Genomic DNA, 26,739 nt, shown 5'->3' with positions numbered 1-26,739 from the left:
TGCCGTTGTACCAACGCAGACAGAACGATAGAGACTGGAAGTGGTCAGACACGCCCTCCATATTCAACGGGTTTTCACATCCAATATACTTGAATCGAGGGTTAGATCATGGCTGATAATGATGCACAATTTATCCAATATAGCGATCTGAACAGTAAAGCCTGGACGCTAAAAGAGCGTCTCGATGTGGCGGGTATTTACGTCAAGTCGCGCGACGAGTTGGTCAAAGCGCAAACCTTCATTAAAGACACCTTAAAAAGACCGACAACTGTAAAATTCGCCTCCCCGTTTGAGACCTGGATAGCCCCCAAGACAGATATCGACGTTGGCTTCGTTTATATTGACGGCAATGGTGTAAAAATCACCACTAACATTCCAAGTGGCACTGAAAACGATCACCACTACTTTATGCGTTGCTATGCGACCTCGCTCGCACTGGATAATGGTGTCCCCATTCGGCCAGCGCCAATCTTAAAAAACTTTAGCGTCAAAGGGATCGGTGCAAAGAAAAAAACTGCGTTACCTGATATGGCAGATGAAAAAAAAGACGAATACAACTTTATTGACGGGATCTTGTTTGATTCGCCAGAAAAAAAAGATCCACAGGGAAATCTGCTGGGAGGCCTGCTGGGGAACTTTTCCGTTAATAACGTGTATATTTCTGGTTTTTATTACGGTATGTATTTTGGCGCTAACGCCTATATTGGACATCACTACGCCTGTGAGGTCATCCGTTGTTATGAATGTGTACATATGCCATCTGCTGAATCCGGTGCTAAAAACTTTGGCGAAGGGATTAACTTCTTTGGCGGTACACTCGGTAACTCGCAAGGTCTGGCCATTGGCAACCAGAATCCGAACGGTGCATTTCGTTTTTTCGGTACATCAATAGATTACGCTGGTGCTATTGTAAATGTGCAAGCGGGGAGCGTCGAATTGCACGGTTGCCATATCGAGTTCAATAATGAAAATAGTCCGCTTACTGATTTCCCGTTCCGCTGTAGTGCCAACCAAAACGCCTCGCTACTTATTCAGGGGGGTGAAATTATTACGCTGGAAGGCCCCCTGACCAAAGAATACTGTTTTTTTGCCGAAGCTGGCAGCAGTGGAATTATCGTCGAAAATGTCAAATTTTATGGTGTGAGAACCACGACAGGACGTTATTTCGGCGGCACCGGTGACTTCGTGATCCGTAATAGCCGCCTCGATGGTGGCGGCGGAGGCAAAGGTCTTCAAACTTTAACCACCATGAATAATAACAAGATTAAAGACGGAAGTTTTTCATTCACGACGAAACCTATAGGTTGGGAAGTCTCTGGCGGTAGCGTCAGCGATCCCTTCACCTCAGACGCCATCACTATCGCCATCGAATCCGGTGCAGGCACTAACGGCAGTAATGCGTTAAAAGTGACAAAATTGGGCAATACCAACGCCAATGCGGGCCTAAGGTTGATTGTGCCAGTATCGCAATATGAACAGCTAGGTGCTTGTTTTACCCTGAAAACACTGAATGGCGGCACCGGCAATTTATTTTCCACGCTGCACTATGCCTGTATTCAGGAAACCGAAAGCAATGGTGTGTCGATCATCGCGAAATCGGATGCCGCCGCCTGGGATGGCATGCTAAACACCAATGATTATCTCGAATTCAAAGAATACCGATTTAATAGCAACAGGCGAAAAGTGCCGGTTTGGGCAACTCACGTTATCTTGTCATTCAATTTGTATGCTTTAGCTAAAAACGGGGTTTTATACGTGGATAACGCTTGCATCACCGCCATGTAAATAGGCAACCAGCCGATCTCCGTCCATGGCGAATACCCTGGACGGAGGATCTAACGCTTAAAAGGGTAAAACGCTCAAATCCAGATACTGCCCCAGCGCCTGTCGTTCGGCTTCGGGCAGATGGGGGATCTCCCCCAGCAGCGGGGCCGGTAACATGCGGCGCAGCGTGGCCATATATTCCTGATGGCGGCGACCCGGCGCGCAGACGTCATTGGCGATCCAACCGACCAGCGGCAATCCCGCCTGCCGGATAGCCTGTGCGGTCAGCACGGCATGGTTGATGCAGCCCAGCCGTATTCCCACCACCAAAATGACCGGCAGTTGTTCCTGCTGCACCCAGTCGGCAAAGGTATGTTGCTCACTAAGCGGCGTAAACCAGCCCCCGGCACCTTCGACCAACAGCCACTCGGCCCGCTGCTCCAGGTGACGTAACCCGGCGGAAAGCTGAGCCAGTTCGATCGGCCGCCCTTCGTCGGCGCTGACAATGTGCGGTGAGGTCGGTTCTGCAAACACATAAGGGTTTACTTCGTCATAGCTTAGCGCCACCGCGCTGTTGGCCTGCAATGCCAACGCATCGCCGTTACGTAGCCCTTCCGCGGTCATCTCGCTGCCTGAAGCCACAGGTTTGTAGCCAGCCGTGCGGTAACCCGCCAAATTGGCTGCCTGCAGCAAGGCGCTGCTGGCCACAGTTTTGCCCACTTCGGTGTCAGTGCCGGTGACAAACCAACGCTTAATCACGATAAATCACTCCATAAACCAGATGATAGCTGAGCGGAAATTGTCCACGGCGGCAGGGATAGGCTGCCTGCAAGGCGGCGAGGCGCTGTCGGGACAGTAACCCAGCCTCTCGTCCCTGATGCAAATGGGTCGCACCTATCCCCTTGAGGGATCGCATCAACGCCATTACGTCCGGGTAATTCAGGGTTTGCCATTCCGCCTGCAGGTGATGGCGATAACCCGCACAGGCCGCCTCAATCTGCGCCAGCGGCAGAAAATCATTAACATGCCGCTCACCGTCCACCTGCTGCCAGGCGTCACCCAATTCATGCAGCGAACCTTCAGCCAGGGTGGAAAATAAAATCACGCCGCCCGGGCGGGTAACGCGGTACAACTCTGCCAACGCCCGCGGCAGATCGCTGCACCATTGCACCACCAGGCTGCTGAAACTGATATCCACGGCAGCATCGGCTAAGGGAACATTTTCGATGTCGCCCAACAGATAATGATCCGCTGCCTGCTGCTGGCGGGCAAAGGCCAGCATACCCGGTGCCAAATCGAGTGCCGTCACCTGCTTGCCCAGTTCGCGCCAGCGGCGGCTGAAATAACCGGTGCCACAGCCGGCATCGAGCAGTTGCTCGCCCCGGTGCTCCTGCGCCATCCCCAGTAAGCGCTCACCCACATCACGCTGTAATACCGCCACCGCGTCATAACTCACGGCCGCGCGGCTAAAGGCCGAGGCGACCGCTTGCTTGTTAACCTGTTCAAACGCTGACGTCATGCAATACCTCCAGCAGACGATCGATATCCTGTGGCTGATGCGCCGCCGTCAGGGTAATACGCAAACGCGCACCGCCCGGCGGTACCGTTGGCGGGCGGATCGCACTCACCCACAGGCCTTGCGCACGCAGGTGCTGCGCCAAATCAAGCGCTCGCTGATTATCCCCCACCAACAACGGCTGAATGGCGGTTAGAGACTCCGTCAGCGTCAGCGACAACTGGGCCGCCCCCTGGCGAAATCGCTGAATATTCGTGTTCAACCGCGTGCGTAATTCGTCACCCTGCTGGATACAATGCAACGCTGCCTGCAGCGCACAGGCCTGTGCCGGCGGCATCGCCGTGCTGTAAATCAGATGGCGGGCAAACTGCAACAGGTATTCAGCCGTAGATTCATCGCACAGGACCGCAGCGCCACTGAGGCCAAAGGCTTTGCCGAAAGTGACCACCAACAACTCGGGCCGTACGCCCTGCTGCCAGCAACTGCCGCGCCCCTGTTCACCCTGAACGCCAATGCCGTGTGCGTCGTCAACCATCAACCAGGCGCCTGCCTCGCGGGTCAAACGGTGCAGCTCTGCCAAAGGGGCACTGTCGCCGTCCATGCTGAATACCCCTTCGGTGACCGCCAACGTCTGGCCGCCGCAGGGTTTTGCCAGCAAATCGGCCAACGCCTGCGGTTGGTTATGGCGAAAGCGTCGGAGTTGGGCCGGTGAGTGAGCTGCCGCCTCCAGCAGCGAGGCGTGGCTAAGCCGATCGGCCAGAATGCGATCCTCGTCCTGCATCAGCGCCGCCAGCAGCGCCTGATTGGCGGCATAGCCAGAGATAAACAGCAGCGCGCGCGGATAACCCAACCACTGCGCCAATTGTTGTTCCAGCGCCTGATGCGCAGTACAAAAACCGGTGACGTGGCCGGAACCGCCGGACCCCACGCCATATTGCTGCGCACCCTGCTGCCAGGCAGCGATCACCTGCGCATTCTGGCTCAGGCCCAGATAGTCATTGCCGGAAAAATTCAGGTAGCGCTGGTCGTTAAGCTGAAGATGGCGGCCATTGCCGCCCTGATTCACCAAACGGTGGCGGTAAGCGGCACTCTGTTGCCGCTCCTCCAGCGCCTGTTCAATACGTTGTTGCCAGCTCATTACAGCGCCGCGTTGTAAAACTCAGCGGTATCGGCCTGCATCAGGCGCGCAGCCAGCACTTCTTGTTGCTGGTTGTCGCCGTGCTCGGTTTCGGTCTGCTGCGGGTTGAGGCCCAGCTTGCGGAACAATTGCAGATCCTTGTCCTCTTCCGGGTTTGGCGTGGTCAGCAGCTTGCAGCCGTAGAAGATGGAGTTGGCACCGGCCATAAAGCACATCGCCTGGGTTTGTTCGTTCATCTGCTCGCGACCGGCTGAAAGACGCACGTAAGAAGACGGCATCATGATGCGTGCCACTGCGATAGTGCGAATGAAATCAAAAGGATCGACGTCGTCGTTGTCCGCCAGCGGCGTCCCCTTAACCTTCACCAGCATGTTGATCGGCACGCTCTCCGGCGGCGTGGGCAGATTGGCCAACTGTACCAGCAGCCCTGCGCGGTCACGCACCGTTTCTCCCAGCCCAACGATGCCGCCGGAGCAGACTTTGATACCCGCACCACGCACCTTGCCCAACGTATCCAGGCGTTCCTGATAGCTACGGGTGGTGATGATATTGCCGTAGAATTCCGGCGAGGTATCCAGGTTGTGGTTGTAATAATCCAGCCCGGCTTCGGCCAAGCGTTCCGCCTGTGAGCCATCCAGCGTGCCCAGGGTCATGCAGGTTTCCATCCCCATGGCCTTCACGCCTTGCACCATCTGCTGCAGGTAAGGCATATCGCGCTCGTGCGGGTTTTTCCACGCCGCGCCCATACAGAAGCGGGTCGATCCGTTGGCCTTGGCCTTGCGCGCCGATTCCAGCACCTGTTCCACCTGCATCAACCGCTCCGACTCCAGGCCGGTTTTGTAGCGGGAGCTCTGCGGACAGTACTTGCAGTCTTCGGGACAGGCGCCGGTTTTGATTGATAACAGCGTGCTCACCTGCACCTGACGCGGATCAAAATGCTGGCGGTGAACCGTCTGGGCTTCAAACAATAACTCAAGCAGGGGTTTATCAAACAGGGTCTGGGCGAGACCCACTGTCCAGTGAATGCGATCGGCCATCACGGCGTCTCCAAAAATGAAAAAAGTGTCGTCAGTTTAGATATTGTGGATATACTGTCAACCATTACACACATGATTTGGTTTACAAGTATGTCTGTCACTGACTCCGATCTGGAATTCGATCAGCGCCATATCTGGCACCCTTACACCTCGATGAGCCACCCACTGCCCTGTTATCCGGTAGAGGCCGCCAGCGGCGTTGAACTGCAGTTGGCCGATGGCCGACGCCTGATTGACGGTATGTCGTCCTGGTGGGCGGCCATTCACGGATATAACCACCCGCAGTTGAACCTGGCCGCCACGCAGCAGTTGGAAAAGATGTCGCACGTGATGTTCGGCGGCATTACCCACTCCGCCGCGATTGAACTGTGTCGCAAGTTGGTCGCTATGACGCCGGAAGCGCTGCAATGCGTGTTCCTGGCGGATTCCGGGTCGGTGGCGGTGGAAGTGTCGCTGAAGATGGCGTTGCAATACTGGCAAGCGCGCGGGGAACGGCGGCAGCGCATTCTGACCCTGCGTCACGGCTATCACGGCGATACCTTCGGCGCGATGTCGGTATGCGATCCGGACAACTCGATGCACAGCCTGTATCAGGGCTATCTCGCGCCGCACCTGTTCGCTACCGCGCCGCAGTGCGGTTTCGATCAGGCCTGGGATGAAAATGATATCGCCCCGTTCGCCGCGCTGCTGGAACAACACGCCGGTGAAGTGGCGGCGGTGATCCTGGAACCGGTGGTCCAGGGGGCGGGCGGCATGCGCATCTATCACCCGACTTACCTTAAACGGGTACGCGAACTCTGTGACCGCTATCAGGTGCTGCTGATTGCCGACGAGATCGCTACCGGTTTCGGACGCACCGGCAAGCTGTTCGCCTGTGAACATGCCGAGGTAGTACCGGATATTCTGTGTCTGGGCAAGGCGTTGACCGGCGGCTATATGACGCTTTCCGCCACCCTGACCACCCGCCACGTGGCGGAAACCATCAGCAACGGCGCTGCGGGCTGCTTTATGCACGGTCCTACCTTTATGGGCAATCCTTTGGCCTGCGCGGTGGCGAATGCCAGCCTGTCGCTGCTGGCGGAAAATCGCTGGCAACAGCAGGTGGCCGCCATCGAGACCCAGTTGAAACAGCAGCTATTGCCGCTGAAAATGCAGCCAAAAGTAGCGGACGTGCGGGTATTGGGGGCGATTGGCGTAGTGGAAATGCGCGAGCCGGTGGATATGGCGCAGCTACAGCGCGGATTCGTCGAGCGCGGTGTGTGGATCCGCCCGTTCGGCAAACTGATTTATTTAATGCCGCCTTACATCATCGAGCCTGAACAGCTCAGCAAATTGACCGCCGCAGTCACCGCCGCGGTCCAATAACAGATTACCAATGCTGGTCCAGATAACGGGCCAGCAATACCAGACACAACACCCACAGCAAAATGATCATTACCGCCGCCATCCGCCCGGTAGGATTGTCGATACGCCTTTGCGCCTTCTCGCGGAACTCCACCATCAGCGGCTTGGGGATCAACCGCACCGCCAGCATTATGCCCAGCGGCACAATAATCACGTCGTCCAGATAGCCCAGCACCGGAATAAAGTCCGGGATCAGATCGATAGGCGATACCGCATAACCCGCCACCAGCAGGGCGATCAATTTGGCATACCAGGGCGTGCGCCGGTCACGGGCGGCCAGCCAAAGAGCATAAATATCGCGCTTGATGCCCTTGGCCCAGCGGCGCAGCCAACCAAACCACGGCGTACGTTTTTTTAATGAAATCATGATTGCTTGTATCGATCTGTGAATTATTGATGTCGCGTATGTAGCTTCGGCGTTAACGAGGATAACTCATAGAGCAGGCCGCTGGCGAGGCGCAATGAGGCTTGTGTTATTACGTCAAAAAGGTCTAGCTTAGGCATTCAGCTTTTACCGACCAATGGAGTCATTATGAGCTTTCGTTTGTACAGCAACGATTTGCAGGACGGCGCGAAAATGCCGGAGCGCCAGGTATTCAACGGCATGGGTTATCATGGCGATAATCTGTCGCCGCATCTGGCCTGGGACGGCGTGCCGGAAGGCACCAAGAGTTTCGTGATTTCGGTATACGATCCCGATGCCCCGACCGGCTCCGGCTGGTGGCACTGGGTGGTAGCCAATATCCCGGCTGCCACGCGTGAACTGCCGCAGGGCGCAGGTTCCGGCAAGGGCGGCTTGCCGGCCGGCGCCGTGCAGACCCGCACCGATTTTGGTTCCGCCGGCTATGGCGGCGCGGCGCCACCGCAGGGAGAAAGCCACCGCTATCACTTCACCGTCCACGCACTGGACGTAGAAAGTATTGAGGTGGATGAAGGTTCCAGCGGCGCGCTGGTCGGTTTCAACGTGCACTTCCATAGCCTTGGCAGCGCCACGCTGACGGTGAAATACAGCTGATTTTCGGGAAAAACAACCCCAACCCGAGAGACTGTAGGGGCGCAGCAAGCTGCGCCCTCATTATTCATTCACCCTTACGGCAACCGGGTATCATTTACTTCGCTAATACGCTTACCCACATCGGGCCTTTACCCACCGGGTAACGTGCCAGAGTGGTCAGCTTGCCGCTGGCCTGATCGATTTCATATACCCCGATATGCTCGGACTTCTGGCCGGACGAGATCACAAAGCGGCCGCTGTGGTCGATGTTGAAGCCGCGTGGCTGCTCTTCAGTCGGGTGGTAGCCAACGACCGACAGGGTGCTGCCATCTTCGGAGACGCTGAAAATGGTCAAAATGCTGGCGGTGCGGTCGCTGGTGTAGAGGAAGCGGCCATTCGGCGTGAGGTGAATATCCGCCGCCCAACGGGTGCCGTTGAAATCGGCAGGCATGATATCCAGCGTTTGCGCCAGGGTGTATTTAGCGCCGTTTTCACTGATGGCCAGCACGTCTACCGTGCCGTCCAGCTCGTTGACGCAGTAGGCAAATTTGTCGTTAGGGTGGAATGCCATGTGGCGCGGGCCAGCACCGGCGGCGGTTGCAACCGCTTCCTGAGCATGCGGCGTCAGTTCACCCTGTTGATCCAAATTGAACAGACGAATGCGATCTTCTTTCAGGCAAGGCACCAGCAGCAGCTGATTGGTCGGATCGATATTGGCCGAGTGCGGCGCAGTTAACCCGTCAATCTGCTGAAGAGGTGCGCCCACTACGCCGTCATGGCCGATCGGACTGACGCTGGCGCAGTTGCCGCTGTAGGAGGCGGAGAACAGATAACGCCCCTGCAAATCGGTGGAGATGTGGGTCGGGCTGCCCGGCAGCGGTGCCATGCCCGCCTGTTGCAGCGTGCCGTCCGCCTCGATGCGGTAGCTGACGATGCCGAACGCCGGGCGCACGCCGACGTACAGGTGCGTTCGGTCCGGGTGGATCGCCATCGGTTGCACCTGACCCGGGACTTCGACGGTTTGCAGCAGCGCCAGGGCCCCTGCATCGCCTAGCTGCCAGACGTGAATTTGTTGGCTTTCCGGGCTGGCGACATAAACGATTTGCTTCATGTGTTCTCCTTGAATAGGGTAAGAGAGAAACCGGTTTCAGGTTTTTCGGTTTCCCCTAGCTTACCTCACATCCGTGACATAACAACCCTGTGTTGCTGAGGAAATCTGTGCTGTTTTATCCATCGCTTATCCGGTGTACCATCGGTTTAATTTTGTTGCTAACGATAATGAGATCCCTATGAGCTACCGCGTCATTGCCCTCGATCTGGATGGCACCCTGCTGGACAACCAAAAACGCATTTTACCGCAGTCGCTGGCAGCCCTGGCGCAAGCGCGCGCTGCCGGTATCAAAGTGATTGTCGTCACCGGCCGCCATCATGTGGCGATCCACCCGTTTTATCAGGCGCTGGAGATAGACACCCCGGCAATCTGCTGCAACGGCACCTATCTGTATGACTTCCAGCAGCAAAAAGTGCTGGCCGCCGATCCGCTGGCCAAAGATCAGGCCAAACTGGTGCTGCAAATGCTGAAACAAAGCGGCATTCACGGCCTGATGTACGTGGACGACGCCATGCTGTATCAGGAACCCAGCGGCCACGTCACCCGTTCACTTGCCTGGGCGGAAACCCTGCCGCCGGCGCAGCGCCCAACGCTGTTGCAGGTCAACAGCCTGGTACAGGCGGCCGATGAAGCACAATCCATCTGGAAATTCGCCACTTCGCACGCCGATATTCCCGCTCTGCGCCAGTTTGCCGAAACGGTGGAAAAAGAGCTGGGACTGGCCTGCGAATGGTCGTGGCACGATCAGGTCGATATCGCCAAAGGCGGCAACAGCAAAGGGAAACGCCTGCAGCAGTGGGTCGAGTCGCAGGGCCTGAGCATGGATCAGGTGGTGGCGTTCGGGGATAACTACAATGACCTCAGCATGCTGGAAGCGGTAGGCCTGGGCGTGGCGATGGGCAATGCCGATGACGCTATCAAGCAACGCGCCGATTTGGTGATCGCCGATCACCTGCAGCCTGGCATCGCCGAGGTGATCCGCACGCGCGTGCTGGGTCAGTAATTCGTGATTGCCCTCCCCGCGGGGAGGGCGCTATTTAACGCGCCTCGCGGCTGATCGACACGCTTTTCACCTGCGCATACAACCATTGACCCGGTCGGATCGCCAACTCATCACGCGCCCACGGCGTAATACGCGCCCACAGCACGCTCTCTCCCACCGCCAGTTTCACCTCCACCTGCCCATCCACGTCCAGGCACTCGGTCACCTTGGCCGGCAGTACGTTGCGGATACTGCTGTTGACCGGCGGCTGCAGCACCAATGAAACGTCGGCGGCGTTGATTCGGATGCGCAGTTGAGCGCCCAACGCGGCATCGACTCCGCTGACCCACAGGCGTTGGTCGCCCAACGCCAGGGCCGTCATGGCGTAGCGCGCATGATGTTCAATTACGCTGACGCGCAGCACGCTGCTTTGATCTTCACGCTGCAACCATGGCCGCAGTGCGCTGCTGGCCCACACTTCTTCCAGCCCGCCGAATGCCCTTACCTGACCGTTATCCAGCACCATCACCTGCTCGGCCAAACGCAGAATTTCATCCATGCTGTGGCTGACGTAAAGGATCGGCGTATTGACGTCCTGCGCCAACCGCTCCAGATACGGCAGCAGTTCGCGCTTGCGCGGCAGGTCCAGCGACGCCAGAGGTTCATCCATCAGCAGCAACTCCGGCGCGGTCAATAAAGCACGACCAATCGCCACCCGCTGTTTTTCACCGCCGGACAGCGTCAACGGCAGGCGGTTGAGCAAGGGTCCGATACCCAGCAATTCAACAATGTTGTCGAACTGAGCACGCATACTGGTCGCCATACCGTATTGCAAGTTGCCACGTACCCGATAATGCGGGAACAGGCGCGCGTCCTGGAACACGTAGCCAATCCGCCGCTTCTCCGGTGGCAGGCACAGGCCGCTGGCGGTATCCACCAGCGTACGGCCATTGAGCACAATGCGGCCTTGCTGCAGGCGCGTCAGGCCGCCAATGGCATTGATTAAGGAAGTTTTACCCGCACCCGACAGGCCAAAAATCGCGGTGATGCCCTGCGCGGGCAGATCGGCGCGCACGTTAAGGTTTAAATCCCCAAGGCGTTGGGAGAAATCCAGCTCCAGCATTTACACGCCCATCCGTTTACGACCCCAGCGGGCCAGCCACTCGGAAACCATCAGTGAAAGCAGTGACAGCACTATGGCAATCACGCACAGGCGCGCGGCGGCGGCTTCAGCCCCCGGCGTTTCAATCAGGGTATACATCGCCAGCGGTATGGTACGCGTCTCGCCGGGAATGTTGGAAACAAAGGTAATGGTGGCGCCGAACTCGCCCAGAGAACGGGCAAAGGCCAATACCACACCGACAATCACGCCGGGCAGCGACAGCGGCAGCGTGATGGTGAAAAACACCCGCCACGGGTTGGCCCCAAGGGTGCGGGCTGCCTGTTCCAGTCGGGTATCCACCGCCTCCAGCGCCAACCGGATGGCGCGCACCATCAGCGGGAACGCCACCACGGCAGAAGCCAGCGCCGCACCGCGCCAACTAAAGCTGAAACTGAAGCCAAACCAGTCATACAGCCATTCGCCAATCACGCCGCGCCGCCCCATGGCGATCAGCAATAAATAGCCGACCACCACCGGTGGCAGTACCAGCGGCAGGTGAATAATACTGTCCAGCAGCGATTTACCCGGGAAGCGGCAGCGTACCAGCACCCAGGCCATCAGAATGCCAAAGGGTAAACTGCACACCACCGCCAGGGCGGACACTTTCAGGCTCAGTTCAACGGCCTGCCACTCGTACTCACTCAGGATCATTTACGCGGGGAGAATCCATAATGTTTGAAAATAGCAGCCGCTTCCGGGCTCTTCAGGTAGCTGTAGAACGCGCTGACGGCCGGGGTTTGATGACCTTTCACAATCGCCATCGGGTATTCCACCGGTTTGTGGCTGTCTTCCGGGAAGATGGCCACCACGCTGACTTTATCACTGGCTACCGCGTCTGAACCATAAACAATGCCCAATGGCGCTTCGCCACGTTCTACCAGTGCCATGGCGCTGCGTACGTTGTTGGCCCGGGCCAACTTAGGTTCCAGCGCGGTCCAGGCTCCGAGATTCTGCAGCGCTTCCTTGGCATAAATGCCGGCCGGCACGTGGTCCGGATCGCCCACCGACAGGCGGCCGCCATTGAGCAGTTTTGCCCAGTCGGTTTGCTTGTCGAGCGTGATTTTAGCCGGTTTGGCGTCTTTTGCCGCGATCAGCACCAGTTCGTTGCCCAACAGGGTATAACGGGTGTCTTTGACCATTTGCTGTTTGTCGATGGCGTAATCCATCCACTGCTGATCGGCAGAGATAAACAGATCGGCCGGGGCGCCCTGCTCAATCTGGCGCGCCAGCGTGGAAGAGGAGGCGAATGAGGAAACCACCTGCACATCCTTGCCTTTCTGGTATTGGGTCGCGATATCCTGCAGTGCGTTAGTCAGCGAGGCGGCCGCAAAAACGGTAATTTTATCCGCTGCCGATGCCTGCATAACCATACCGGATGCCAATACGATACCGCCGACCCACTTAGTCCATTGCTGTTTCATTGTTTTCTCCGCAAGTTAACGTGCATTATCAATCACTCTTCGTTATATAAAAAATAATATAACGTCGCGCAGAAGCTTGTCATGCGGTTTATCGGCAGGGTGTGAGATATCTTGAAATACCCGTCATACTTCAAGCTGCTTGGGTGTTGGCTCTCCTCGTTCACCCCGGTCACTTACCAGAGTAAGCTCCCGGGGATTCACTGCGTTGCCGCCTACAAGCCACTCGAATTATTTAGGGCATATATCTACCTGCCGAACGACGCCGGCAGGCTTTGAAATGGGGATGGGTAACGATCAGTGCTGGGTACGATTTTCTTTCGAACGGCCCACTTTGGAGAAAATGTTGAACACTTCCGCCAAACCGTAGATCAGGCCGAGGATGATGGCCATCACAACCGGAACCATGACCACAGCGAACAGCAAACTTTTCAATAAATCCAACATGGTAGCCTCACTTAACTGCCCATTGAGCGGTAATGAACACCGCCACGTAAATTCTAGTTTAAACCAAAAAACCGACTAAAACGGGGTTATTTTAAAGACTGGGCGGAATTTGTAACCGGCCAAACGTGCCATTTGTGCTCCGGTGGCGTCTATCGACCTGCGGCGAACGCTATTGAACAGGGTAATAGATCAGCGGCGCGGCATAATCGCTAACCGCCGCCAGCCTGGCCTCTACCCCATAAACCCTGTCTATCGTCTCCGATGTCAGCACCTGCTGCGGGGGGCCGAACGCGTGTAAACCGCCCTGCTTTAACAACATCAGCCGGTCACAGTAGCAGGCCGCCAAATTCAGGTCGTGCAGCGAAACCACTACGCTGATGCCCAGCCGCCGCAATAACGCCATAAACTGCTGCTGATGGGCAATATCAAGATGGTTGGCAGGCTCATCCAATAACAGCCATGGCGTTTGTTGCGCCAGCGCGCGTGCCAGATGAACGCGTTGCTGTTCCCCGCCGGACAGCTGATGCCATTCACGCTCGGCCAGGTGCGAAATGCCGACCTGCTCCATCGCCTGCCCGGCAATGCGATAATCTACCGCGCTGAATCCTGCCCAGCGGCTGGCGTAAACCAGACGCCCGAGCAACACCACGTCTTTCACCGCAATGGCAAAGGCGCCGGGCCCGGACTGTTCGAGGAAAGTCATGGATTTGGCTCGTTCGCGCCCTTTCATTGAGGCAATATCGGTTTGCTGCAAATACACCCGGCCACGGCTGGGGGAAATCAATCCCGCCAGTAACTTGAGCAGCGTAGATTTTCCGCTGCCGTTGACGCCGAGCACGCCGGTAATTTCACCGGGCCGGGCGTGAAAACTGAGGTTATTCAGCACCACTCTTTCTGCCGTTGACCACCCCAACCCTTCGGCACGCAGCCCCGATAACCGGCTTTCAATGTTCATGCATTTATTTTCCGATACAGCAAGGCGAGAAATACCGGGACACCCAACAACGCGGTCAAGACGCCCACCGGCAGTTCGCGCGGTTCAAACAAGGTTCTGGCCAGGGTGTCCGCCGCGACGGCAAACAACGCGCCGCACAGCGCGCTGGCCGGCAACAGCAACCGGTGACGCGGCCCGACCAGCAGTCTGGCGACGTGCGGCACCGTCAGCCCAATAAACCCCACCGCGCCGCTGAATGCGACGATAACGGCCGTCAGCGCCATGGTAATGCCGTACAGCAGCAGCTTCAGCGGCGCCACCGCCACTCCCAACGACGCCGCGGTCAGGCCGCCGAATGCCAGTGCGTCCAGCTCGCCCGCTTTCATCCAGCAAACCGCCAGTGCCGCCGCCAGCAGCAGAGCGCAAAGCCCCACCTGCGACCAGCGGGCGTCGCTGAAGGATCCCAGTAGCCAGAACATCACGCCACGCGTGGCATTGGCGTCCGCTTGCCACAGGGTAATCAGCGAGGTCAGTGCCGAAAGCAGTTGCGTGACCGCGACCCCTGCCAAAATAAACAGCGATGACTCGGCGTTCAAGGAACGCCCGGCGAGCAGTAAAACCAGGGCAAAGGCCCCGGCCGCACCGATAAATGCTCCGCCAGACACCGACAACAGGCCGCCGCCGAGCCCCAACACCAGCACCAGAACAGCACCCACGCCTGCCCCGGAAGAGATCCCCAGCACCCAGGGATCGGCCAACGGGTTGCGCGTCAGCGACTGCAGGACGGTGCCGGCCAGGGCCAGACCGGCCCCTGCCACCGCGGCCAACAGCGCCCTCGGCATTCTCAATGACCAGATTATCCGTTGATAAATCTCGCTACCGTCCTCGGCGTTAGCGGCGCCAGGGGCAGACAAAATACGCCACACGTCATGCAGCGATATTGGCGCCGGTCCGTACAACGAGGCAGCGAGCAAAAATAGCGGCAACGCCAGCGCCAGCATGCACAACCAACCGCCTGAACGCCTGGCCCCCCGGCGTACCGATCCGTCCATACTATTTCCAGCCTGCAATCACGTAGTCATCCAACAACTGCCAGACAGGCCCTACTTCGGTAAACCCCGCCTGCGTCAGGCTGGCAAGTTGGAAATCCAATGCCGTCGCCGGAGGGACAGGACGCCCGGCGAACAGCTTTTCCCGCTGTTGCCGATATTGCGCCAGCTCCGGCAACTGCTGCACCTTGTCAAACCACTGCTCCCAGTCTTCGACACCGTTGCGCCAGGCCTGTTGCTGCGTCTGGTTATCGTGCAGTTCAGCCAACGTTTTAACGCGTGGCTGTCGATGGTCATAACGCTGGTGGTCAGCATTCAAAAATACGCCCCCCGTGGGCAGCCGTTCGGCGATGTTGCGATACAGCACCGTCAGCTGTTCCGGCATTAACCAGTGCAGCGCCGTGCTGGAAACCACCGCGTCAGGCATTGCCCCCTCGAGCGATGAGAAACACTCAGGATCGGCGAGATCGGCCTGAAGAATGCGGATCCTGTCGCCATATTCCGCAAGAGCACCGCGGGCGATGGCCAACAATAACGGATCGAGATCCATCGCCGTCACTTTGGCCTGCGGGAAACGCTGAAGGATGCGCAGGCTTAGCGATCCCGGCCCACAAGCCAGATCTAGTACGTGAAAATCCTCGCCGACCGAAAGCGCTAACACCTCGAGTTGGGCATTAAAACGCGCTTCTCGCTCGGCGATGTAAGCCCCTTGTTGCTGATCCCACGAGGTCAACAGTGAGGAGAATGAAAGAGAGGACATATCAGGGTTCCTTTTTGAGAATGGATGATCCTAGGGCCTGTTGCTGCAGGCCCTGAATTAAACGTTGCAAGGCTGCCAGGGTACGCACCGAGGGATCCAGGTCGTAGCCGGGCAAAATGACATAGCGTTTTTGGCGCACGGCGCGCAGGGTTGAGGTCAGGGGGTGATGCTCCAGAAAATGGATCTTATCTTTGGCACTGTCGCCGAGGCCGCCACGGGGTAAATCGCCCAGCACAATCACGTCGGGATCGCGGGCGGCAATGGTTTCCCAGGATACGGTGGGCCAAAGCTCGGGCAGATCCCCAAACAGATTTTGACTGCCAATCTGACGGGTCAACAGTGCAGGTGCGCCGCAGCATCCCGCCACATAAGGGGTTTGCGTACCGGCATACCACCAAAGTAGCCGCTGTTGGGGCAAGGACACCGCCTGACGCTCCAGTTCCCGCAGTTGTGACTGCTGCTTTTTAATTAAGCGCTCAGCTGCGCCGGTGACGTGAAAAATTCGGGCAATTTCACGCAGTTCGGCAAAAATACCCTCGAAGCTCGCCGAGCGGCTTACGGTACTTTGTTGGCCACTGCAGACGTCAGGCGAGAGATAGGTAGCGATTCCCCACTCCGTCAGCCGATCGCGGCTGGGCGTTTCCGGGCTGTTAAACCAGTAGTAACTGGCCGAATAGACCAAATCCGGATTGAGCAACAGCAAAGGTTCCGCCGCCGGCGGTGCGGCGGCCGACAACTGGCTCAGGGCTTTGCCCCGCGTCGTCGGAGACGGAGCCGTATCCCGTGCATAGTCATAACCGATAATGCCGACGATGCGCTGCGCCAGTCCCAGCGCCAGCAGGTTTTCCAACGCGGGGTTGGCGTAAACCAGCACCCGCTCAGGCGCCGTGGGGTAGCGGTACGCCTGGTCACAGTTGTTGAGGGTGACAGCACCGGCCTGTGCCAGCGCATGAAACGACAGGCCCAGCGCCACCAGCAGGCAGATTATCGGCTGCATGGCAGGATCAGAACCTCACCGAAATAAAGCTTTCATAGGTGCGCGATGGCGCGATCAGCACCTGATCCGGGTAAGTACGTTGATAGGCATACAGCTGGTTAGTGACGTTTCTGATACGCACGCCCACCCCCACGGTCCGGGTGATCTGATAGTCCGTCGCCAGATCGAGCGTGGTGTAGGACGGCATTTTACGCTGGTTGGCGTCGTCGTTATAACTGCTGCCCACGTAGCGCAGCGATGAGGTGAGCCCCCACTGTTCCGTCGGCATATAACGTGCCGTAAGGTTGGCGGTCCAGTCAGGGATGTAGGCCGGACGATTACCGTTATAGCTACGTAACGGGCTGCCGCCGCGGTACTCATCATAACGGGCGTGGGTGTAGGCCGCATTGGCGGCCAGCTCCCAGCGATCGCTGGGGCGCAACATCAGGCTTAATTCCACGCCGCGCGAGGTCTGCCGGCCAACGGCATTTAGCGTATCCGGCTGCTGCGCATTGGGCGCAAACAGGTTGTCCTTGCGCAGTTCGTACAACGCCAGCGTGGCCTCTCCCTTGTTATCCCAAAACTGCCCCTTGGCGCCGACTTCCCATTGGCGTACCCGGGTAAGCGGCAGACCGGTTTGCGCCGGACTTAAAAAGAACAGGTCGTTGCCCGGCTCCTTGCCGGTGGTGTAGTTGGCGTAAATATTGATGTTATCGGTCAACGCATAGCTGGGGCCCAGGCTCCAGACGCTGAAGGCGTAGGTTTGCGCGGAGCGCTCTTCTTGCGGGCCCTGAAAATGCCAATCCATATCCATATGGTTGTAGCGCAACTGCCCCAGCAGGGTTAAACGTTCAGTCAGGCTGAAGCGGTCTTCCATAAAAGCGGCGTACTGGTTTTGCGTAACGTGGCGAACCGGAGAACGTTGGCTAGCGGTGCCCTGTGAAAAACTTTCTCTGATCGGTGCCTGCAGCGGAACCTCTTCGGAACCGGGGAAGCCGTTGGAGTAGTACTGAAAGCGACGTTTACTCAGATCAAGGCCGACAATAAACCGGTTATCGAAGCCGCCCAACGGCCGGTCGAACACCAGGGAACTGCGGTTGCCGATCAGGTCGTCATCGTGGGCCAGCGCCCCGAACGAATCGCGATTGACATAGCCGGGCTGGGTGGCCGCCGAGATGCGAAAGCGTTCCACATTGCGCCATTCGCGAAAGCCGCTGTAATAGTAGAACTGGTTATGCAGCTCAATTTCAGGCGTGGTGAACCAATCCAGGCTGGCCTGAAACGACGTGGCGTTGCTCTGGATACGGCTGTCGGTCAGGTTGTTGTAGTTGATATCGCGCAGTTCGCGGGCGATGTTCCCTTCCACCAGCGGCGTGCCGTAGTATGGGTTGTTGGTGCGATTGAGCATGCGATCCAGGCTTAACGTCAGCAGGGCATTATCAGACAGTTTAAACAGCAGCGCGCCGGATACCCGTTTCTGTTTGTCACGCTCATATTGCACATTGGTGCCGCTGTCGCTGCCGCTGACGTCCAGACGATAGGCCGCCACGTCGTCGACTAACGTCCCTCCCGCACCCAGGTGCAGGCGCTGGCTGTTATAACTCGACAGGCCATAGTCGAACTCGATGGGCTGGCGGCTGAAGGTCGGCTGGCGCGAAAGCAGATTGACGCTGCCGCCGGCGGCGCTCAGGCCATTGAGCACCGATCCGGGGCCGCGCAACACTTCTACACTGCCGTAATGGGAAGGATCCGCTAGCTGAAGGGTGCTGCCCGGCGTTTCGACGCCGTTATACAGCCAGGACACCGGCCTGAAGCCGCGAAGTGAAAAGTTATTGCTGAGCGTGGGGGAAGCCACACCGGACATGCCGGGAGCACGCTCGACAACGGCGGCGAGCGATTTATCACCCCGCTGCTGGATAGCCTGTGCGCTGATAACATCAATACTGCGTGGGGTTTCTAGATTGGTCAGCCCCAGGCGCGAAGCCGACTGGGTGACGACCTCCAACGAGCCATAGGTGCTCTGGGGCTGGCTGGATGCCTGCACGGTTAAGCTGTCTTCGCAACGTGATGACTTTTCGGTTTTGTCGCAAGCGCCGACGGCCAGCGCGGCGTTCGGCAGGCTTAACATCAAAGCGGTAATCAGGTAATAAGGTGGTTTTTTGGGCGTGACGAAACCCAGACGTGCAGCACTCATTTACAGCATCCCTTTGGTGAAATAAAAACCCGCCGTGGTCGGCATCAATCATTATATTTTTTGTTATGTTATAACATTTCAATAACTGAAGGCCAGTTTTTATTGTTACCGAGCCCTGGCTGTTGCCGACGCATCCTTTGGCGCTTTGCGGCTAAATCGGCGACAATAAGGCTTTTGCAGCCGACAGGACGCGTTATGCAGGCCGAAATTCTTCTTACCCTAAAACTTCAGCAGAAGCTGTTCGCCGACCCGCGCCGCATCGCGCTGCTTAAACAGGTCCGGCACACCGGTTCCATCAGCCAGGGCGCCAAACTGGCGGGCATCAGCTATAAAAGTGCCTGGGACGCGATTAACGAAATGAACCAGTTGGCGGAGCAGACGGTGGTGGAACGTGCCACCGGCGGCAAAGGCGGTGGCGGTGCGCAGGTGACTCGCTACGGTGAGCGGTTGATCCAGCTTTACGATCTGCTCGGGCAGATCCAACAAAAAGCCTTCGACGTGCTGCAACAGGACGAGTTGCCGCTCGATAGCCTGTTAGCGGCAATCTCGCGTTTCTCGCTGCAAACCAGTGCCCGCAACCAGTTCTTTGGCACCGTGATCGAACGCGATCACCAGCAGGTGCAGCAGCATCTGGATATTCTGCTTAACGACGGCAAAACCCGTCTCAGCGCGGCCATCACCCAACAGAGCGCCGATCGGCTGCAGCTATCCCCCGGCAAGGAAGTGCTGGCGCTGATTAAAGCCCCCTGGGTGAAACTGAATACCGATCCGGCCCTGGTCGGGGCAGCGGACAACGCATTGGCGGGCGTGGTCGCCAGCATTCAACCGGGTGCCGATCACAGCGAGGTGCTGGTCACGCTGACGGGCGGTGAAACCCTGTGCGCCACCGTGGCCAACCCAGAGCTGCAGCAGCTAAAACTGCGCCCCGGCAGCCAGGTTCACGCCTTGTTTAACGCCGATCGGGTGATTGTCGCCACGTTGTGCTAAACGCAACGTAACGTTGCATTTTTGCCGATTGACATCGCTCCGCAATGCGCCTATTTCTAAACAAAATAATTGCATAAAAAGGAACAGGTGATGTCGTCGTTGCACATTTCGCAAGGTTCATTTCGCTTAAGCGATACCCGTACCCTGACGCTGGAAGCGCTGGAGATTCAGGCCGGCGACAGCTGGGCCTTTGTCGGCGCCAACGGCAGCGGCAAATCCGCCCTGGCACGCGCGCTGGCCGATGAACTGGTGTTGCTCAACGGCGAGCGCCGCAGCGATTTCAAGCATGCGGTGCGCATCTCCTTCGAACAGTTGCAAAAGCTGGTCAGCGACGAATGGCAACGTAACAATACCGACCTGCTTAGCCCAGGCGAGGAAGATACCGGACGCACCGCAGCGGAAATCATTCAGGAAGAGGTCAAAGACCCCACGCGCTGCGCGCAGCTGGCGGAGCAGTTCGGCATTACCTCGCTGTTGTCACGTCGCTTTAAATACCTTTCTACCGGCGAAACGCGCAAAACCCTGCTGTGCCGGGCGCTGATGCCACAACCCGATTTACTGATCCTGGATGAACCCTTCGACGGGCTGGACGTGACTTCACGCGCTCAGTTGGCTACGCTGTTGAATGACCTCTCCGGGCATGGCTATACCCTGGTGCTGGTGCTCAATCGCTTTGACGAAGTGCCGGACTTTATCCGTAACGTGGGCGTGCTGGCCGATTGCACCCTGGCAAGCCAGGGGACGCGCCGGCAGGTGATGGCGGAAGCGCTGGTAGCGCAACTGGCGCACAGCGAGAATCTGGATGGCCTGGCGCTGCCGGAAACCGAAGATCCGGCGCAGAAAACCACGCTGCCGGCGGATCAACCGTTAATTATCCTGCGCGACGGGAGGGTCAGTTACAACGATCGACCTATTCTCAATCACCTCGACTGGCAGGTTAATCCCGGCGAACACTGGCAGATCGTCGGCCCGAACGGCGCCGGTAAATCGACGCTGCTCAGCCTGATCACCGGCGATCACCCTCAGGGGTACAGTAACGATCTTACCCTGTTCGGCCGGCGGCGCGGCAGCGGGGAAACCATCTGGGATATCAAACGCCATATCGGCTACGTCAGCAGCAGTCTGCATCTGGATTACCGCGTCAGCGCCAGCGTGCGCAACGTGATCCTGTCCGGTTTTTTCGATTCGATCGGCATTTACCAGGCGGTATCCGATCGCCAACGGCAATTGGCTGACCAATGGCTGGCGTTGCTGGGGCTGGGCGGTGCAAACGGCGAGGCCCCCTTCCACAGCCTTTCCTGGGGTCAGCAACGGTTAGCGCTGATCGCCCGCGCACTGGTCAAACACCCGGCGCTGTTGATCCTCGACGAACCGCTGCAGGGGCTGGATCCGCTCAATCGCCAGTTGGTCCGTCGCTTTGTCGACGTGTTGATCGGCCAGGGAACGACCCAACTGCTGTTTGTCTCCCACCATGCGGAAGACGCGCCGCAAAGTATTACCCACCGCCTGAGCTTTGTCCCTGACGGCGACGGCTACCGTTATCAGTTGGATACGCTGATCTGAAATCCTCGATAATCCGCGCGGATGGGTAGCCCCGCTACTCATCCGATGACATATCCGGCAACACTTCCTCTGCAACACATCACATTTGGCCTTTTATCATAAGGAGTAAAGGATCCGCTTCTGGAGACACCATGTCCGCCGCACTGATTATTATCGATCTTATCGACGATCTGATTGGCCCCAAAGGGCGTGCGAACCATTGCCGTGAGCAGGTGTTGGCACTAAACCTGATTGCCAACACCAACGCCGCCGCGGCTTACGCCCGGGTACGTAAAATTCCTGTGATTTGGGTGCGCGTCGGTTTTGCCGACGATTATCACGACATTCCCGCTCACTCTCCGCTGTTCAGCCACCTGAAACAGATTGGCGCACTGCGTCTGAGCAGCCCCGGCTGCCAATGGGATAAGGATTTGCAGGTGCTGCCAACGGATATTCAGTTCGAAAAGCACGGCGTTGGCGCCTTTGCCGGTAACAATTTGTTAGCCTGGCTGCAGCAGCATCGCTGCCATCATTTGCTGCTAGGCGGGGTCAGTACCCCACTGGCGATCGAAAGCACCGCAAGACAGGCGCACGACGCCGGTTTTCAGGTGACCGTCTTGCAGGACTTATGCGCCGCACCGACGCAGGAAATCCACCAGCAGAGTCTGGATATCCTGCAGAACCTGGCGGAAATCACCCGTTCGCAAGCCTGGATGAAGGGTTAACAGCACTATTTCACCCACTGCACCGACCTTTATCGTCATTTCGCTGTGCTACTATCCGGCATAGTGCCCAACTCACCGATCATTCGCACACCGATAAAGCAATGATTGCCTTCGGTAATGGGTACCGTGTGCATATTTTAAAGGGACATAGTTATGTGGGGCGTACTGGCTTCTTCGTTATTCTTTTTGCCATTTAACCGGCTTATTGCCTGGTTGATTCTGGCCGCATCGGCGGGGATGGGCATGTACCACGCGGTACTCACCCCGCTCAGCCTGACTTGCTTATTAGGCATTGCCGCCCTCGCAGGGCTGCGACACCATTTTCGGACACGGCGTAATCTGGCTGTCCCACTTGAAGTGTTAGTGGTTTTAAGCTGTGTGGCGCTATTCCTGCACCTGGTGCCGGGGATCAATAACCAATTGATGATCGACGGTGATAAAGCAGGCCCGTTAAGCGCACCCTTCACCATGTATTACAACTTTGACAAGGCGATAGTGCCCTTCCTGTTGTTCGCCTGTCTGCCAACGTTGTTTAAACGCGATAAACCTGAAAAAAGCGTAGGTACATCGGCCTGGACGGCGCTGATTATCAGCGTTCCGGCCTTGCTGTTGCTGGCGGTGGCGCTTGGTGGCCTGAAGATTGAGCTGCATACCCCAGCCTGGATCCTGCCGTTTATCATGGCCAACCTGTTCTTTGTCTGCATGGCTGAAGAAGCGCTGTTCCGCGGTTATCTGCAGCAACGGCTGAGCCAATGGTTGGGGGCTTGGCCGGCATTGATCATTGCCGCGCTGATTTTTGGCGCCGCGCATCTGGCCGGTGGCATGCTGATGGTCATTTTCGCCACGCTTGCCGGGTTGATTTACGGCCTGGCATGGATGTGGAGTGGCCGCTTGTGGGTGCCGATTTTATTCCACTTCGGACTTAATCTGACCCATCTGCTGCTGTTCACTTACCCGCTGTACCAGCATTCCTGATCGCCATAACCGGCAGGTGAACGCCTGCCGGTTACCAGTGTGAAAACGCTATCACTTCCAGCCTGATGCCAACTTTTTCAGCTTTCCCCCTCCTACACTGCCAGCGGTTTTCTCACTTGCATCACGCAGTGTAAACGATTCCATTTTTCGCTCTGGATCACCTTTTTCCCCCGTGGGACGTGCTATCTTTTTGCTCATAGTTATCCATTTGTATGAGTCAAGGGTAGGTTAGCGGCAGATGAAAGCGATTACACCGCGCCGCATCGCCCGAGAAAAAGGAACCACCATGACGGATTTTAACCCCGTAGATCATCCCCATCGCCGCTACAACCCGCTGACCGGCCAATGGGTATTGGTCTCGCCACACCGTGCCAAACGGCCGTGGCAAGGCCAGCAGGAGTCAACACAGCAAGAAACGTTGCCGCAGCACGATCCCGACTGTTTCCTCTGCCCGGGCAACACCCGTGTTACCGGCGATAAAAACCCGAACTATCAGGACACCTACGTATTCACCAACGACTTTGCCGCGCTGATGACGGATACCCCGCTGGCACCGGAAAGTCAGGATCCGTTGATGCGCTGCCAGAGCGCCCGTGGCACCAGCCGGGTGATTTGTTTCTCGCCCGACCACAGCAAGACCCTGCCGGAATTGCCGCTGCAAGCGCTGGAACGAGTGATTGCCACCTGGCAGGAACAGACCGCCGATCTGGGACGCAGCTATCCGTGGGTGCAGGTTTTTGAAAACAAAGGCGCCGCGATGGGCTGCTCTAATCCGCATCCGCATGGACAGGTTTGGGCCAACAGCTTCTTGCCGAACGAAGTCGAGCATGAGGACCGGCTGCAACGCGAGTATTTCCAACGGCACTACTCCGCGATGTTGACGGATTACGTCCAGCGCGAACAGGCTGACGGCAGCCGTACGGTAGTGGAAACCGAACACTGGCTGGCCGTGGTGCCCTACTGGGCGGCCTGGCCGTTTGAAACGCTGCTGTTGCCGAAGAGTTCAGTGCAGCGCATTACCGATCTCAGCGCCGAACAGAGCCGTGACCTGGCCGTGGCGCTGAAAAAACTGACCAGCCGTTACGACAACCTGTTCCAGTGCTCCTTCCCCTACTCCATGGGCTGGCACGGCGCCCCGTTTAACGACGCAGATAACCGCCATTGGCAACTACACGCCCACTTCTATCCGCCGCTGCTGCGTTCCGCCACGGTGCGTAAATTTATGGTGGGTTACGAGATGCTGGCAGAAACCCAGCGCGATTTGACTGCAGAACAGGCCGCAGAACGTCTGCGTGCCGTTAGCGATGTTCATTACCGTGAAGCCGGAGCCCAACAATGAGTTTAAAGAACCTTACCCACACCCTTTTTACCGAACGTTTTGGCTACGCGCCCGCACTGACTATCCAGGCCCCGGGCCGGGTGAACTTGATCGGTGAGCATACCGACTATAACGACGGTTTTGTGCTGCCGTGCGCCATCGATTACCAGACGGTGATCGCCTGCGCCAAACGCGACGACCGTCAGATCCGGGTGATCGCCGCCGATTACGACGCCCAGCAGGATCTGTTTTCGCTCGACGAACCGATCGTCAGCCATCCAACCCAACGCTGGTCCGATTACGTACGCGGCGTGATCAAACACCTGCAGCAACGCAACAGCGATTTTGGCGGTGCGGACCTGGTGATTTCCGGTAATGTGCCGCAAGGTGCCGGCCTCAGTTCTTCCGCCTCTTTGGAAGTCGCCGTTGGTCAGGCCATGCAGGCACTGTATGCCCTGCCGCTGGATGGCGTAGCGCTGGCCCTCAATGGGCAAGAAGCAGAGAACCAGTTTGTCGGCTGTAACTGCGGGATTATGGATCAACTGATTTCTGCGCTCGGCGAACGGGATCATGCTTTGCTGATCGACTGCCGAACGCTGGAAACCCGCGCAGTATCGGTGCCGGAAGATATCGCGGTGGTGATCATCAATTCCAATGTGAAACGCGGTCTGGTAGACAGCGAATACAACACCCGCCGCAAGCAGTGTGAGGAAGCCGCGCGCTTCTTCGGTGTCAAAGCGCTGCGCGATGTCAGCCCGGATCTGTTTTTCCCGATCCAGCATGAGCTGGATCCGATCGTCGCCAAACGAGCGCGTCATGTGATCAGCGAAAACGATCGTACACTGGCTGCTGCCGATGCGCTGGCCGCTGGTGATATGAAGCTGATGGGCAAACTGATGGCGGAGTCGCACGCCTCGATGCGCGATGATTTTGAAATTACCGTGCCGCCGATCGACCGGCTGGTGGAGATCGTCAAAGCCGTTATCGGCGACCGCGGCGGCGTACGCATGACCGGCGGCGGTTTTGGCGGCTGTATCGTGGCGCTGATGCCACAGGCGCTGGTCGAGCCGGTCCGCGAGGCAGTTGCACGCGAATACCCGCTGCAGACCCATGGGCTGAAAGAAACCTTTTACGTCTGTAAGGCGTCAGAGGGGGCCGGCAGATGCTGAGCGACAGTCAAACGTTGGCCCCTGACGGCCAGCCCTACCAATTGACCCAGTTGAAAAACGCTGGCGGAATGACGGTAACGCTGATGGATTGGGGCGCCACCTGGCTCTCCGCGGTATTGCCACTGAAATCGGGCAGAACGCGCGAGTTGCTGCTGGGGTGTCGTACCCCAGCGGACTACCTGAATCAAGCGGCCTACCTGGGCGCTACCGTCGGGCGCTACGCCAACCGCATCGCGCACGCCAGCCTGCAGATTGATGGCAAACCGCATCCGCTGGTCGCCAATCAGGGAGAACACCAGCTGCACGGTGGGCCGGAAGGCTTTAATGCCCGCCGCTGGCGCATTACCCAACAGGATCAGCAGCAGGTGAGCTACGCCTTGCATTCGCCAGAGGGTGACCAGGGTTTCCCCGGCAATCTCGACGTTCAGGTCAACTATCGACTCACTGCCGACAATCGACTGGAAATCAGCTATCAGGCGCGGACCGACAGCGCCTGTCCGGTCAATTTAACCAACCACGCCTACTTCAACCTCGACGGTGCCGGAACCGACGCCCGCCATCAGCGGCTACAGCTGTTTGCCGACCGCTATCTGCCGGTCGACAGCGAAGGCATCCCCTGTGCCGATCTTACCCCGGTGGCAGACAGCGGCATGGACTTCCGCCAGCCAAAAACGCTGCTGCAGGATTTTTTGAGCGATCGCTGTCAACAGCGGGTAAAAGGCTACGATCATGCCTTTTTGCTACATCGTACCTGTGGCGCATTGGACTGCCCGGCGGCCCATCTTTGGTCGGCTGATGGCCAGGTACAAATGAGCGTCTTCACCAGTGCGCCGGCGTTGCAGCTCTACAGCGGCAACTATCTGGGCGGAACCCCGGCACGCGAAGGCGGCAGCTATGCCAATTACGCCGGCGTGGCGCTGGAAAGCGAGTTTTTGCCGGACAGTCCGAACCACCCGGAATGGCCGCAGCCCGACTGTTGGCTGCAGCCGGGGCAACAATACCTGAGCGCCACCCATTATCAGTTTTATCCTATCTGACCCGCTACGCCCCTTGCCACGCGGCGAGGGGCCGTTTGTTATAAATGCTTACCTTTTTACCCCGCTGCCGCGCCGAGGGCTGCCTTTCCTTATTCCAAAG

General features: G+C 57.8%; 26 protein-coding genes. 11 read left to right on the top strand and 15 right to left on the bottom strand.

The genetic code is table 11. The annotated features are described in order from the left end of the window. Positions 1-108: 108 nt before the first annotated feature. Positions 109-1,785, top strand: a complete 1,677-nt coding sequence (locus EBA31_RS05465; RefSeq protein WP_122077645.1) for a hypothetical protein — start codon at positions 109-111, stop codon at positions 1,783-1,785. A 57-nt stretch (positions 1,786-1,842) separates the two neighbouring features. Here the strand turns inward: EBA31_RS05465 and bioD are convergent, their stop codons facing one another. The 4 genes from bioD to bioB are packed head-to-tail and all read right to left on the bottom strand — an operon-like array spanning position 1,843 to position 5,455. Further along, positions 1,843-2,523, bottom strand: coding sequence for a dethiobiotin synthase (bioD, locus tag EBA31_RS05460; protein ID WP_122077643.1), 681 nt, complete (start codon positions 2,521-2,523; stop codon positions 1,843-1,845). Next, the gene (bioC, locus tag EBA31_RS05455) at positions 2,516-3,283 is read right to left on the bottom strand and encodes a malonyl-ACP O-methyltransferase BioC (protein ID WP_122077641.1); all 768 of its coding nucleotides are present in this window, start codon (positions 3,281-3,283) and stop codon (positions 2,516-2,518) included. Before bioC ends, bioD begins: the two co-directional genes overlap by 8 nt. Then, a complete protein-coding gene (gene bioF / locus EBA31_RS05450) occupies positions 3,267-4,418 on the bottom strand; it encodes an 8-amino-7-oxononanoate synthase (protein ID WP_122077639.1) in 1,152 nt (383 codons plus the stop codon). The genes bioC and bioF overlap by 17 nt, the downstream gene beginning before the upstream one ends. After that, the gene (gene bioB / locus EBA31_RS05445) at positions 4,418-5,455 is read right to left on the bottom strand and encodes a biotin synthase BioB (RefSeq protein ID WP_020825716.1); all 1,038 of its coding nucleotides are present in this window, start codon (positions 5,453-5,455) and stop codon (positions 4,418-4,420) included. The genes bioF and bioB overlap by 1 nt, the downstream gene beginning before the upstream one ends. A gap of 90 nt (positions 5,456-5,545) precedes the next feature. Between bioB and bioA the strand changes: the two genes are divergently transcribed. Continuing rightward, a complete protein-coding gene (gene bioA, locus EBA31_RS05440; RefSeq protein ID WP_122080586.1) occupies positions 5,546-6,820 on the top strand; it encodes an adenosylmethionine--8-amino-7-oxononanoate transaminase in 1,275 nt (424 codons plus the stop codon). Positions 6,821-6,824: 4 nt separating this feature from the next. Here bioA and EBA31_RS27235 read toward each other — a convergent pair whose 3' ends face one another. Then, positions 6,825-7,226 (bottom strand): YkvA family protein, encoded by a 402-nt coding sequence (locus EBA31_RS27235; RefSeq protein ID WP_048761208.1) that lies wholly within the window; start codon positions 7,224-7,226, stop codon positions 6,825-6,827. 165 nt (positions 7,227-7,391) lie between these two features. On the opposite strand from EBA31_RS27235, the gene EBA31_RS05430 reads away from it, so the two are divergent. Continuing rightward, positions 7,392-7,874 carry a kinase inhibitor gene (locus EBA31_RS05430; RefSeq protein WP_020825713.1) on the top strand — a complete coding sequence of 161 codons (483 nt, stop codon included), beginning with the start codon at positions 7,392-7,394 and terminating at the stop codon, positions 7,872-7,874. A gap of 94 nt (positions 7,875-7,968) precedes the next feature. On the opposite strand, the gene pgl is transcribed toward EBA31_RS05430, so the two are convergent. Then, positions 7,969-8,964: a 6-phosphogluconolactonase gene (gene pgl, locus EBA31_RS05425; protein ID WP_122077637.1), complete on the bottom strand. Its 996-nt coding sequence runs from the start codon at positions 8,962-8,964 to the stop codon at positions 7,969-7,971. Positions 8,965-9,142: 178 nt separating this feature from the next. Between pgl and EBA31_RS05420 the strand changes: the two genes are divergently transcribed. Next, positions 9,143-9,967, top strand: coding sequence for a pyridoxal phosphatase (locus tag EBA31_RS05420; RefSeq protein ID WP_020825711.1), 825 nt, complete (start codon positions 9,143-9,145; stop codon positions 9,965-9,967). A 34-nt stretch (positions 9,968-10,001) separates the two neighbouring features. Here the strand turns inward: EBA31_RS05420 and modC are convergent, their stop codons facing one another. The 9 genes from modC to EBA31_RS05375 all read right to left on the bottom strand — a co-directional run bounded on the left by modC (position 10,002) and on the right by EBA31_RS05375 (position 18,886). Next, positions 10,002-11,069: a molybdenum ABC transporter ATP-binding protein ModC gene (gene modC, locus EBA31_RS05415; protein ID WP_020825710.1), complete on the bottom strand. Its 1,068-nt coding sequence runs from the start codon at positions 11,067-11,069 to the stop codon at positions 10,002-10,004. Next, a complete protein-coding gene (gene modB, locus EBA31_RS05410; RefSeq protein ID WP_020825709.1) occupies positions 11,070-11,759 on the bottom strand; it encodes a molybdate ABC transporter permease subunit in 690 nt (229 codons plus the stop codon). Then, positions 11,756-12,529: a molybdate ABC transporter substrate-binding protein gene (gene modA, locus EBA31_RS05405; protein WP_020825708.1), complete on the bottom strand. Its 774-nt coding sequence runs from the start codon at positions 12,527-12,529 to the stop codon at positions 11,756-11,758. Before modA ends, modB begins: the two co-directional genes overlap by 4 nt. A 294-nt stretch (positions 12,530-12,823) precedes the next feature. After that, positions 12,824-12,973, bottom strand: a complete 150-nt coding sequence (locus tag EBA31_RS05400) for an AcrZ family multidrug efflux pump-associated protein (protein ID WP_020825707.1) — start codon at positions 12,971-12,973, stop codon at positions 12,824-12,826. Positions 12,974-13,142: 169 nt separating this feature from the next. Next, positions 13,143-13,928: an ABC transporter ATP-binding protein gene (locus EBA31_RS05395; RefSeq protein WP_122077635.1), complete on the bottom strand. Its 786-nt coding sequence runs from the start codon at positions 13,926-13,928 to the stop codon at positions 13,143-13,145. Further along, on the bottom strand, positions 13,925-14,959 hold the full coding sequence (locus EBA31_RS05390; RefSeq protein WP_122077633.1) for an iron ABC transporter permease: 1,035 nt from the start codon (positions 14,957-14,959) through the stop codon (positions 13,925-13,927). The genes EBA31_RS05395 and EBA31_RS05390 overlap by 4 nt, the downstream gene beginning before the upstream one ends. Before the next feature lies 1 nt (position 14,960). Further along, positions 14,961-15,716 carry a trans-aconitate 2-methyltransferase gene (locus EBA31_RS05385; protein ID WP_122077632.1) on the bottom strand — a complete coding sequence of 252 codons (756 nt, stop codon included), beginning with the start codon at positions 15,714-15,716 and terminating at the stop codon, positions 14,961-14,963. Between the two features lies 1 nt (position 15,717). Next, the gene (locus EBA31_RS05380) at positions 15,718-16,713 is read right to left on the bottom strand and encodes an ABC transporter substrate-binding protein (protein ID WP_122077630.1); all 996 of its coding nucleotides are present in this window, start codon (positions 16,711-16,713) and stop codon (positions 15,718-15,720) included. 7 nt (positions 16,714-16,720) lie between these two features. Continuing rightward, complete coding sequence (locus EBA31_RS05375; protein WP_122077628.1) at positions 16,721-18,886, bottom strand: TonB-dependent siderophore receptor; 2,166 nt, start codon at positions 18,884-18,886, stop codon at positions 16,721-16,723. A 195-nt stretch (positions 18,887-19,081) separates the two neighbouring features. Here EBA31_RS05375 and modE point away from each other — a divergent pair, with 195 nt between their 5' ends. The 7 genes from modE to galM all read left to right on the top strand — a co-directional run bounded on the left by modE (position 19,082) and on the right by galM (position 26,639). After that, positions 19,082-19,873, top strand: a complete 792-nt coding sequence (gene modE, locus EBA31_RS05370; protein WP_020825701.1) for a molybdenum-dependent transcriptional regulator — start codon at positions 19,082-19,084, stop codon at positions 19,871-19,873. 90 nt (positions 19,874-19,963) lie between these two features. Beyond that, complete coding sequence (gene modF / locus EBA31_RS05365) at positions 19,964-21,436, top strand: molybdate ABC transporter ATP-binding protein ModF (RefSeq protein ID WP_122077626.1); 1,473 nt, start codon at positions 19,964-19,966, stop codon at positions 21,434-21,436. 131 nt (positions 21,437-21,567) lie between these two features. Continuing rightward, entirely contained in the window at positions 21,568-22,140 is a 573-nt protein-coding gene (locus EBA31_RS05360) for a cysteine hydrolase family protein (RefSeq protein WP_020825699.1), read from the top strand. Positions 22,141-22,293: 153 nt separating this feature from the next. Beyond that, positions 22,294-23,115, top strand: coding sequence for a CPBP family intramembrane glutamic endopeptidase (locus EBA31_RS05355; RefSeq protein WP_020825698.1), 822 nt, complete (start codon positions 22,294-22,296; stop codon positions 23,113-23,115). Positions 23,116-23,401: 286 nt separating this feature from the next. Further along, positions 23,402-24,454 (top strand): galactose-1-phosphate uridylyltransferase, encoded by a 1,053-nt coding sequence (gene galT, locus EBA31_RS05350; RefSeq protein ID WP_122077624.1) that lies wholly within the window; start codon positions 23,402-23,404, stop codon positions 24,452-24,454. Then, positions 24,451-25,602, top strand: a complete 1,152-nt coding sequence (gene galK / locus EBA31_RS05345; RefSeq protein WP_122077622.1) for a galactokinase — start codon at positions 24,451-24,453, stop codon at positions 25,600-25,602. The genes galT and galK overlap by 4 nt, the downstream gene beginning before the upstream one ends. After that, on the top strand, positions 25,596-26,639 hold the full coding sequence (gene galM, locus EBA31_RS05340; RefSeq protein WP_122077620.1) for a galactose-1-epimerase: 1,044 nt from the start codon (positions 25,596-25,598) through the stop codon (positions 26,637-26,639). The genes galK and galM overlap by 7 nt, the downstream gene beginning before the upstream one ends. Positions 26,640-26,739: the final 100 nt, after the last annotated feature.

It is taken from the genome of Serratia sp. P2ACOL2, from assembly GCF_003691565.1.
GTDB classification, from domain to species: Bacteria; Pseudomonadota; Gammaproteobacteria; order Enterobacterales; family Enterobacteriaceae; genus Serratia; species Serratia liquefaciens.
The sequence above is the reverse complement of the archived record's forward strand: the minus strand, read 5'-3'. Positions and strand labels throughout refer to the sequence as shown.

Coding starts and splice junctions, on each gene's coding strand:
- EBA31_RS05375 (WP_122077628.1), bottom strand. CDS start 18,886: ATGAGTGCTGCACGTCTGGGTTTCGTCACGCCCAAAAAACCACCTTAT.
- modE (WP_020825701.1), top strand. CDS start 19,082: ATGCAGGCCGAAATTCTTCTTACCCTAAAACTTCAGCAGAAGCTGTTC.
- galM (WP_122077620.1), top strand. CDS start 25,596: ATGCTGAGCGACAGTCAAACGTTGGCCCCTGACGGCCAGCCCTACCAA.
- galT (WP_122077624.1), top strand. CDS start 23,402: ATGACGGATTTTAACCCCGTAGATCATCCCCATCGCCGCTACAACCCG.
- modA (WP_020825708.1), bottom strand. CDS start 12,529: ATGAAACAGCAATGGACTAAGTGGGTCGGCGGTATCGTATTGGCATCC.
- galK (WP_122077622.1), top strand. CDS start 24,451: ATGAGTTTAAAGAACCTTACCCACACCCTTTTTACCGAACGTTTTGGC.
- EBA31_RS05380 (WP_122077630.1), bottom strand. CDS start 16,713: ATGCAGCCGATAATCTGCCTGCTGGTGGCGCTGGGCCTGTCGTTTCAT.
- EBA31_RS05390 (WP_122077633.1), bottom strand. CDS start 14,959: ATGGACGGATCGGTACGCCGGGGGGCCAGGCGTTCAGGCGGTTGGTTG.
- EBA31_RS05465 (WP_122077645.1), top strand. CDS start 109: ATGGCTGATAATGATGCACAATTTATCCAATATAGCGATCTGAACAGT.
- modB (WP_020825709.1), bottom strand. CDS start 11,759: ATGATCCTGAGTGAGTACGAGTGGCAGGCCGTTGAACTGAGCCTGAAA.
- EBA31_RS05395 (WP_122077635.1), bottom strand. CDS start 13,928: ATGAACATTGAAAGCCGGTTATCGGGGCTGCGTGCCGAAGGGTTGGGG.
- EBA31_RS05360 (WP_020825699.1), top strand. CDS start 21,568: ATGTCCGCCGCACTGATTATTATCGATCTTATCGACGATCTGATTGGC.
- bioA (WP_122080586.1), top strand. CDS start 5,546: ATGTCTGTCACTGACTCCGATCTGGAATTCGATCAGCGCCATATCTGG.
- EBA31_RS27235 (WP_048761208.1), bottom strand. CDS start 7,226: ATGATTTCATTAAAAAAACGTACGCCGTGGTTTGGTTGGCTGCGCCGC.
- EBA31_RS05430 (WP_020825713.1), top strand. CDS start 7,392: ATGAGCTTTCGTTTGTACAGCAACGATTTGCAGGACGGCGCGAAAATG.
- EBA31_RS05355 (WP_020825698.1), top strand. CDS start 22,294: ATGTGGGGCGTACTGGCTTCTTCGTTATTCTTTTTGCCATTTAACCGG.
- pgl (WP_122077637.1), bottom strand. CDS start 8,964: ATGAAGCAAATCGTTTATGTCGCCAGCCCGGAAAGCCAACAAATTCAC.
- EBA31_RS05420 (WP_020825711.1), top strand. CDS start 9,143: ATGAGCTACCGCGTCATTGCCCTCGATCTGGATGGCACCCTGCTGGAC.
- EBA31_RS05400 (WP_020825707.1), bottom strand. CDS start 12,973: ATGTTGGATTTATTGAAAAGTTTGCTGTTCGCTGTGGTCATGGTTCCG.
- bioF (WP_122077639.1), bottom strand. CDS start 4,418: ATGAGCTGGCAACAACGTATTGAACAGGCGCTGGAGGAGCGGCAACAG.
- bioC (WP_122077641.1), bottom strand. CDS start 3,283: ATGACGTCAGCGTTTGAACAGGTTAACAAGCAAGCGGTCGCCTCGGCC.
- bioB (WP_020825716.1), bottom strand. CDS start 5,455: ATGGCCGATCGCATTCACTGGACAGTGGGTCTCGCCCAGACCCTGTTT.
- modF (WP_122077626.1), top strand. CDS start 19,964: ATGTCGTCGTTGCACATTTCGCAAGGTTCATTTCGCTTAAGCGATACC.
- modC (WP_020825710.1), bottom strand. CDS start 11,069: ATGCTGGAGCTGGATTTCTCCCAACGCCTTGGGGATTTAAACCTTAAC.
- EBA31_RS05385 (WP_122077632.1), bottom strand. CDS start 15,716: ATGTCCTCTCTTTCATTCTCCTCACTGTTGACCTCGTGGGATCAGCAA.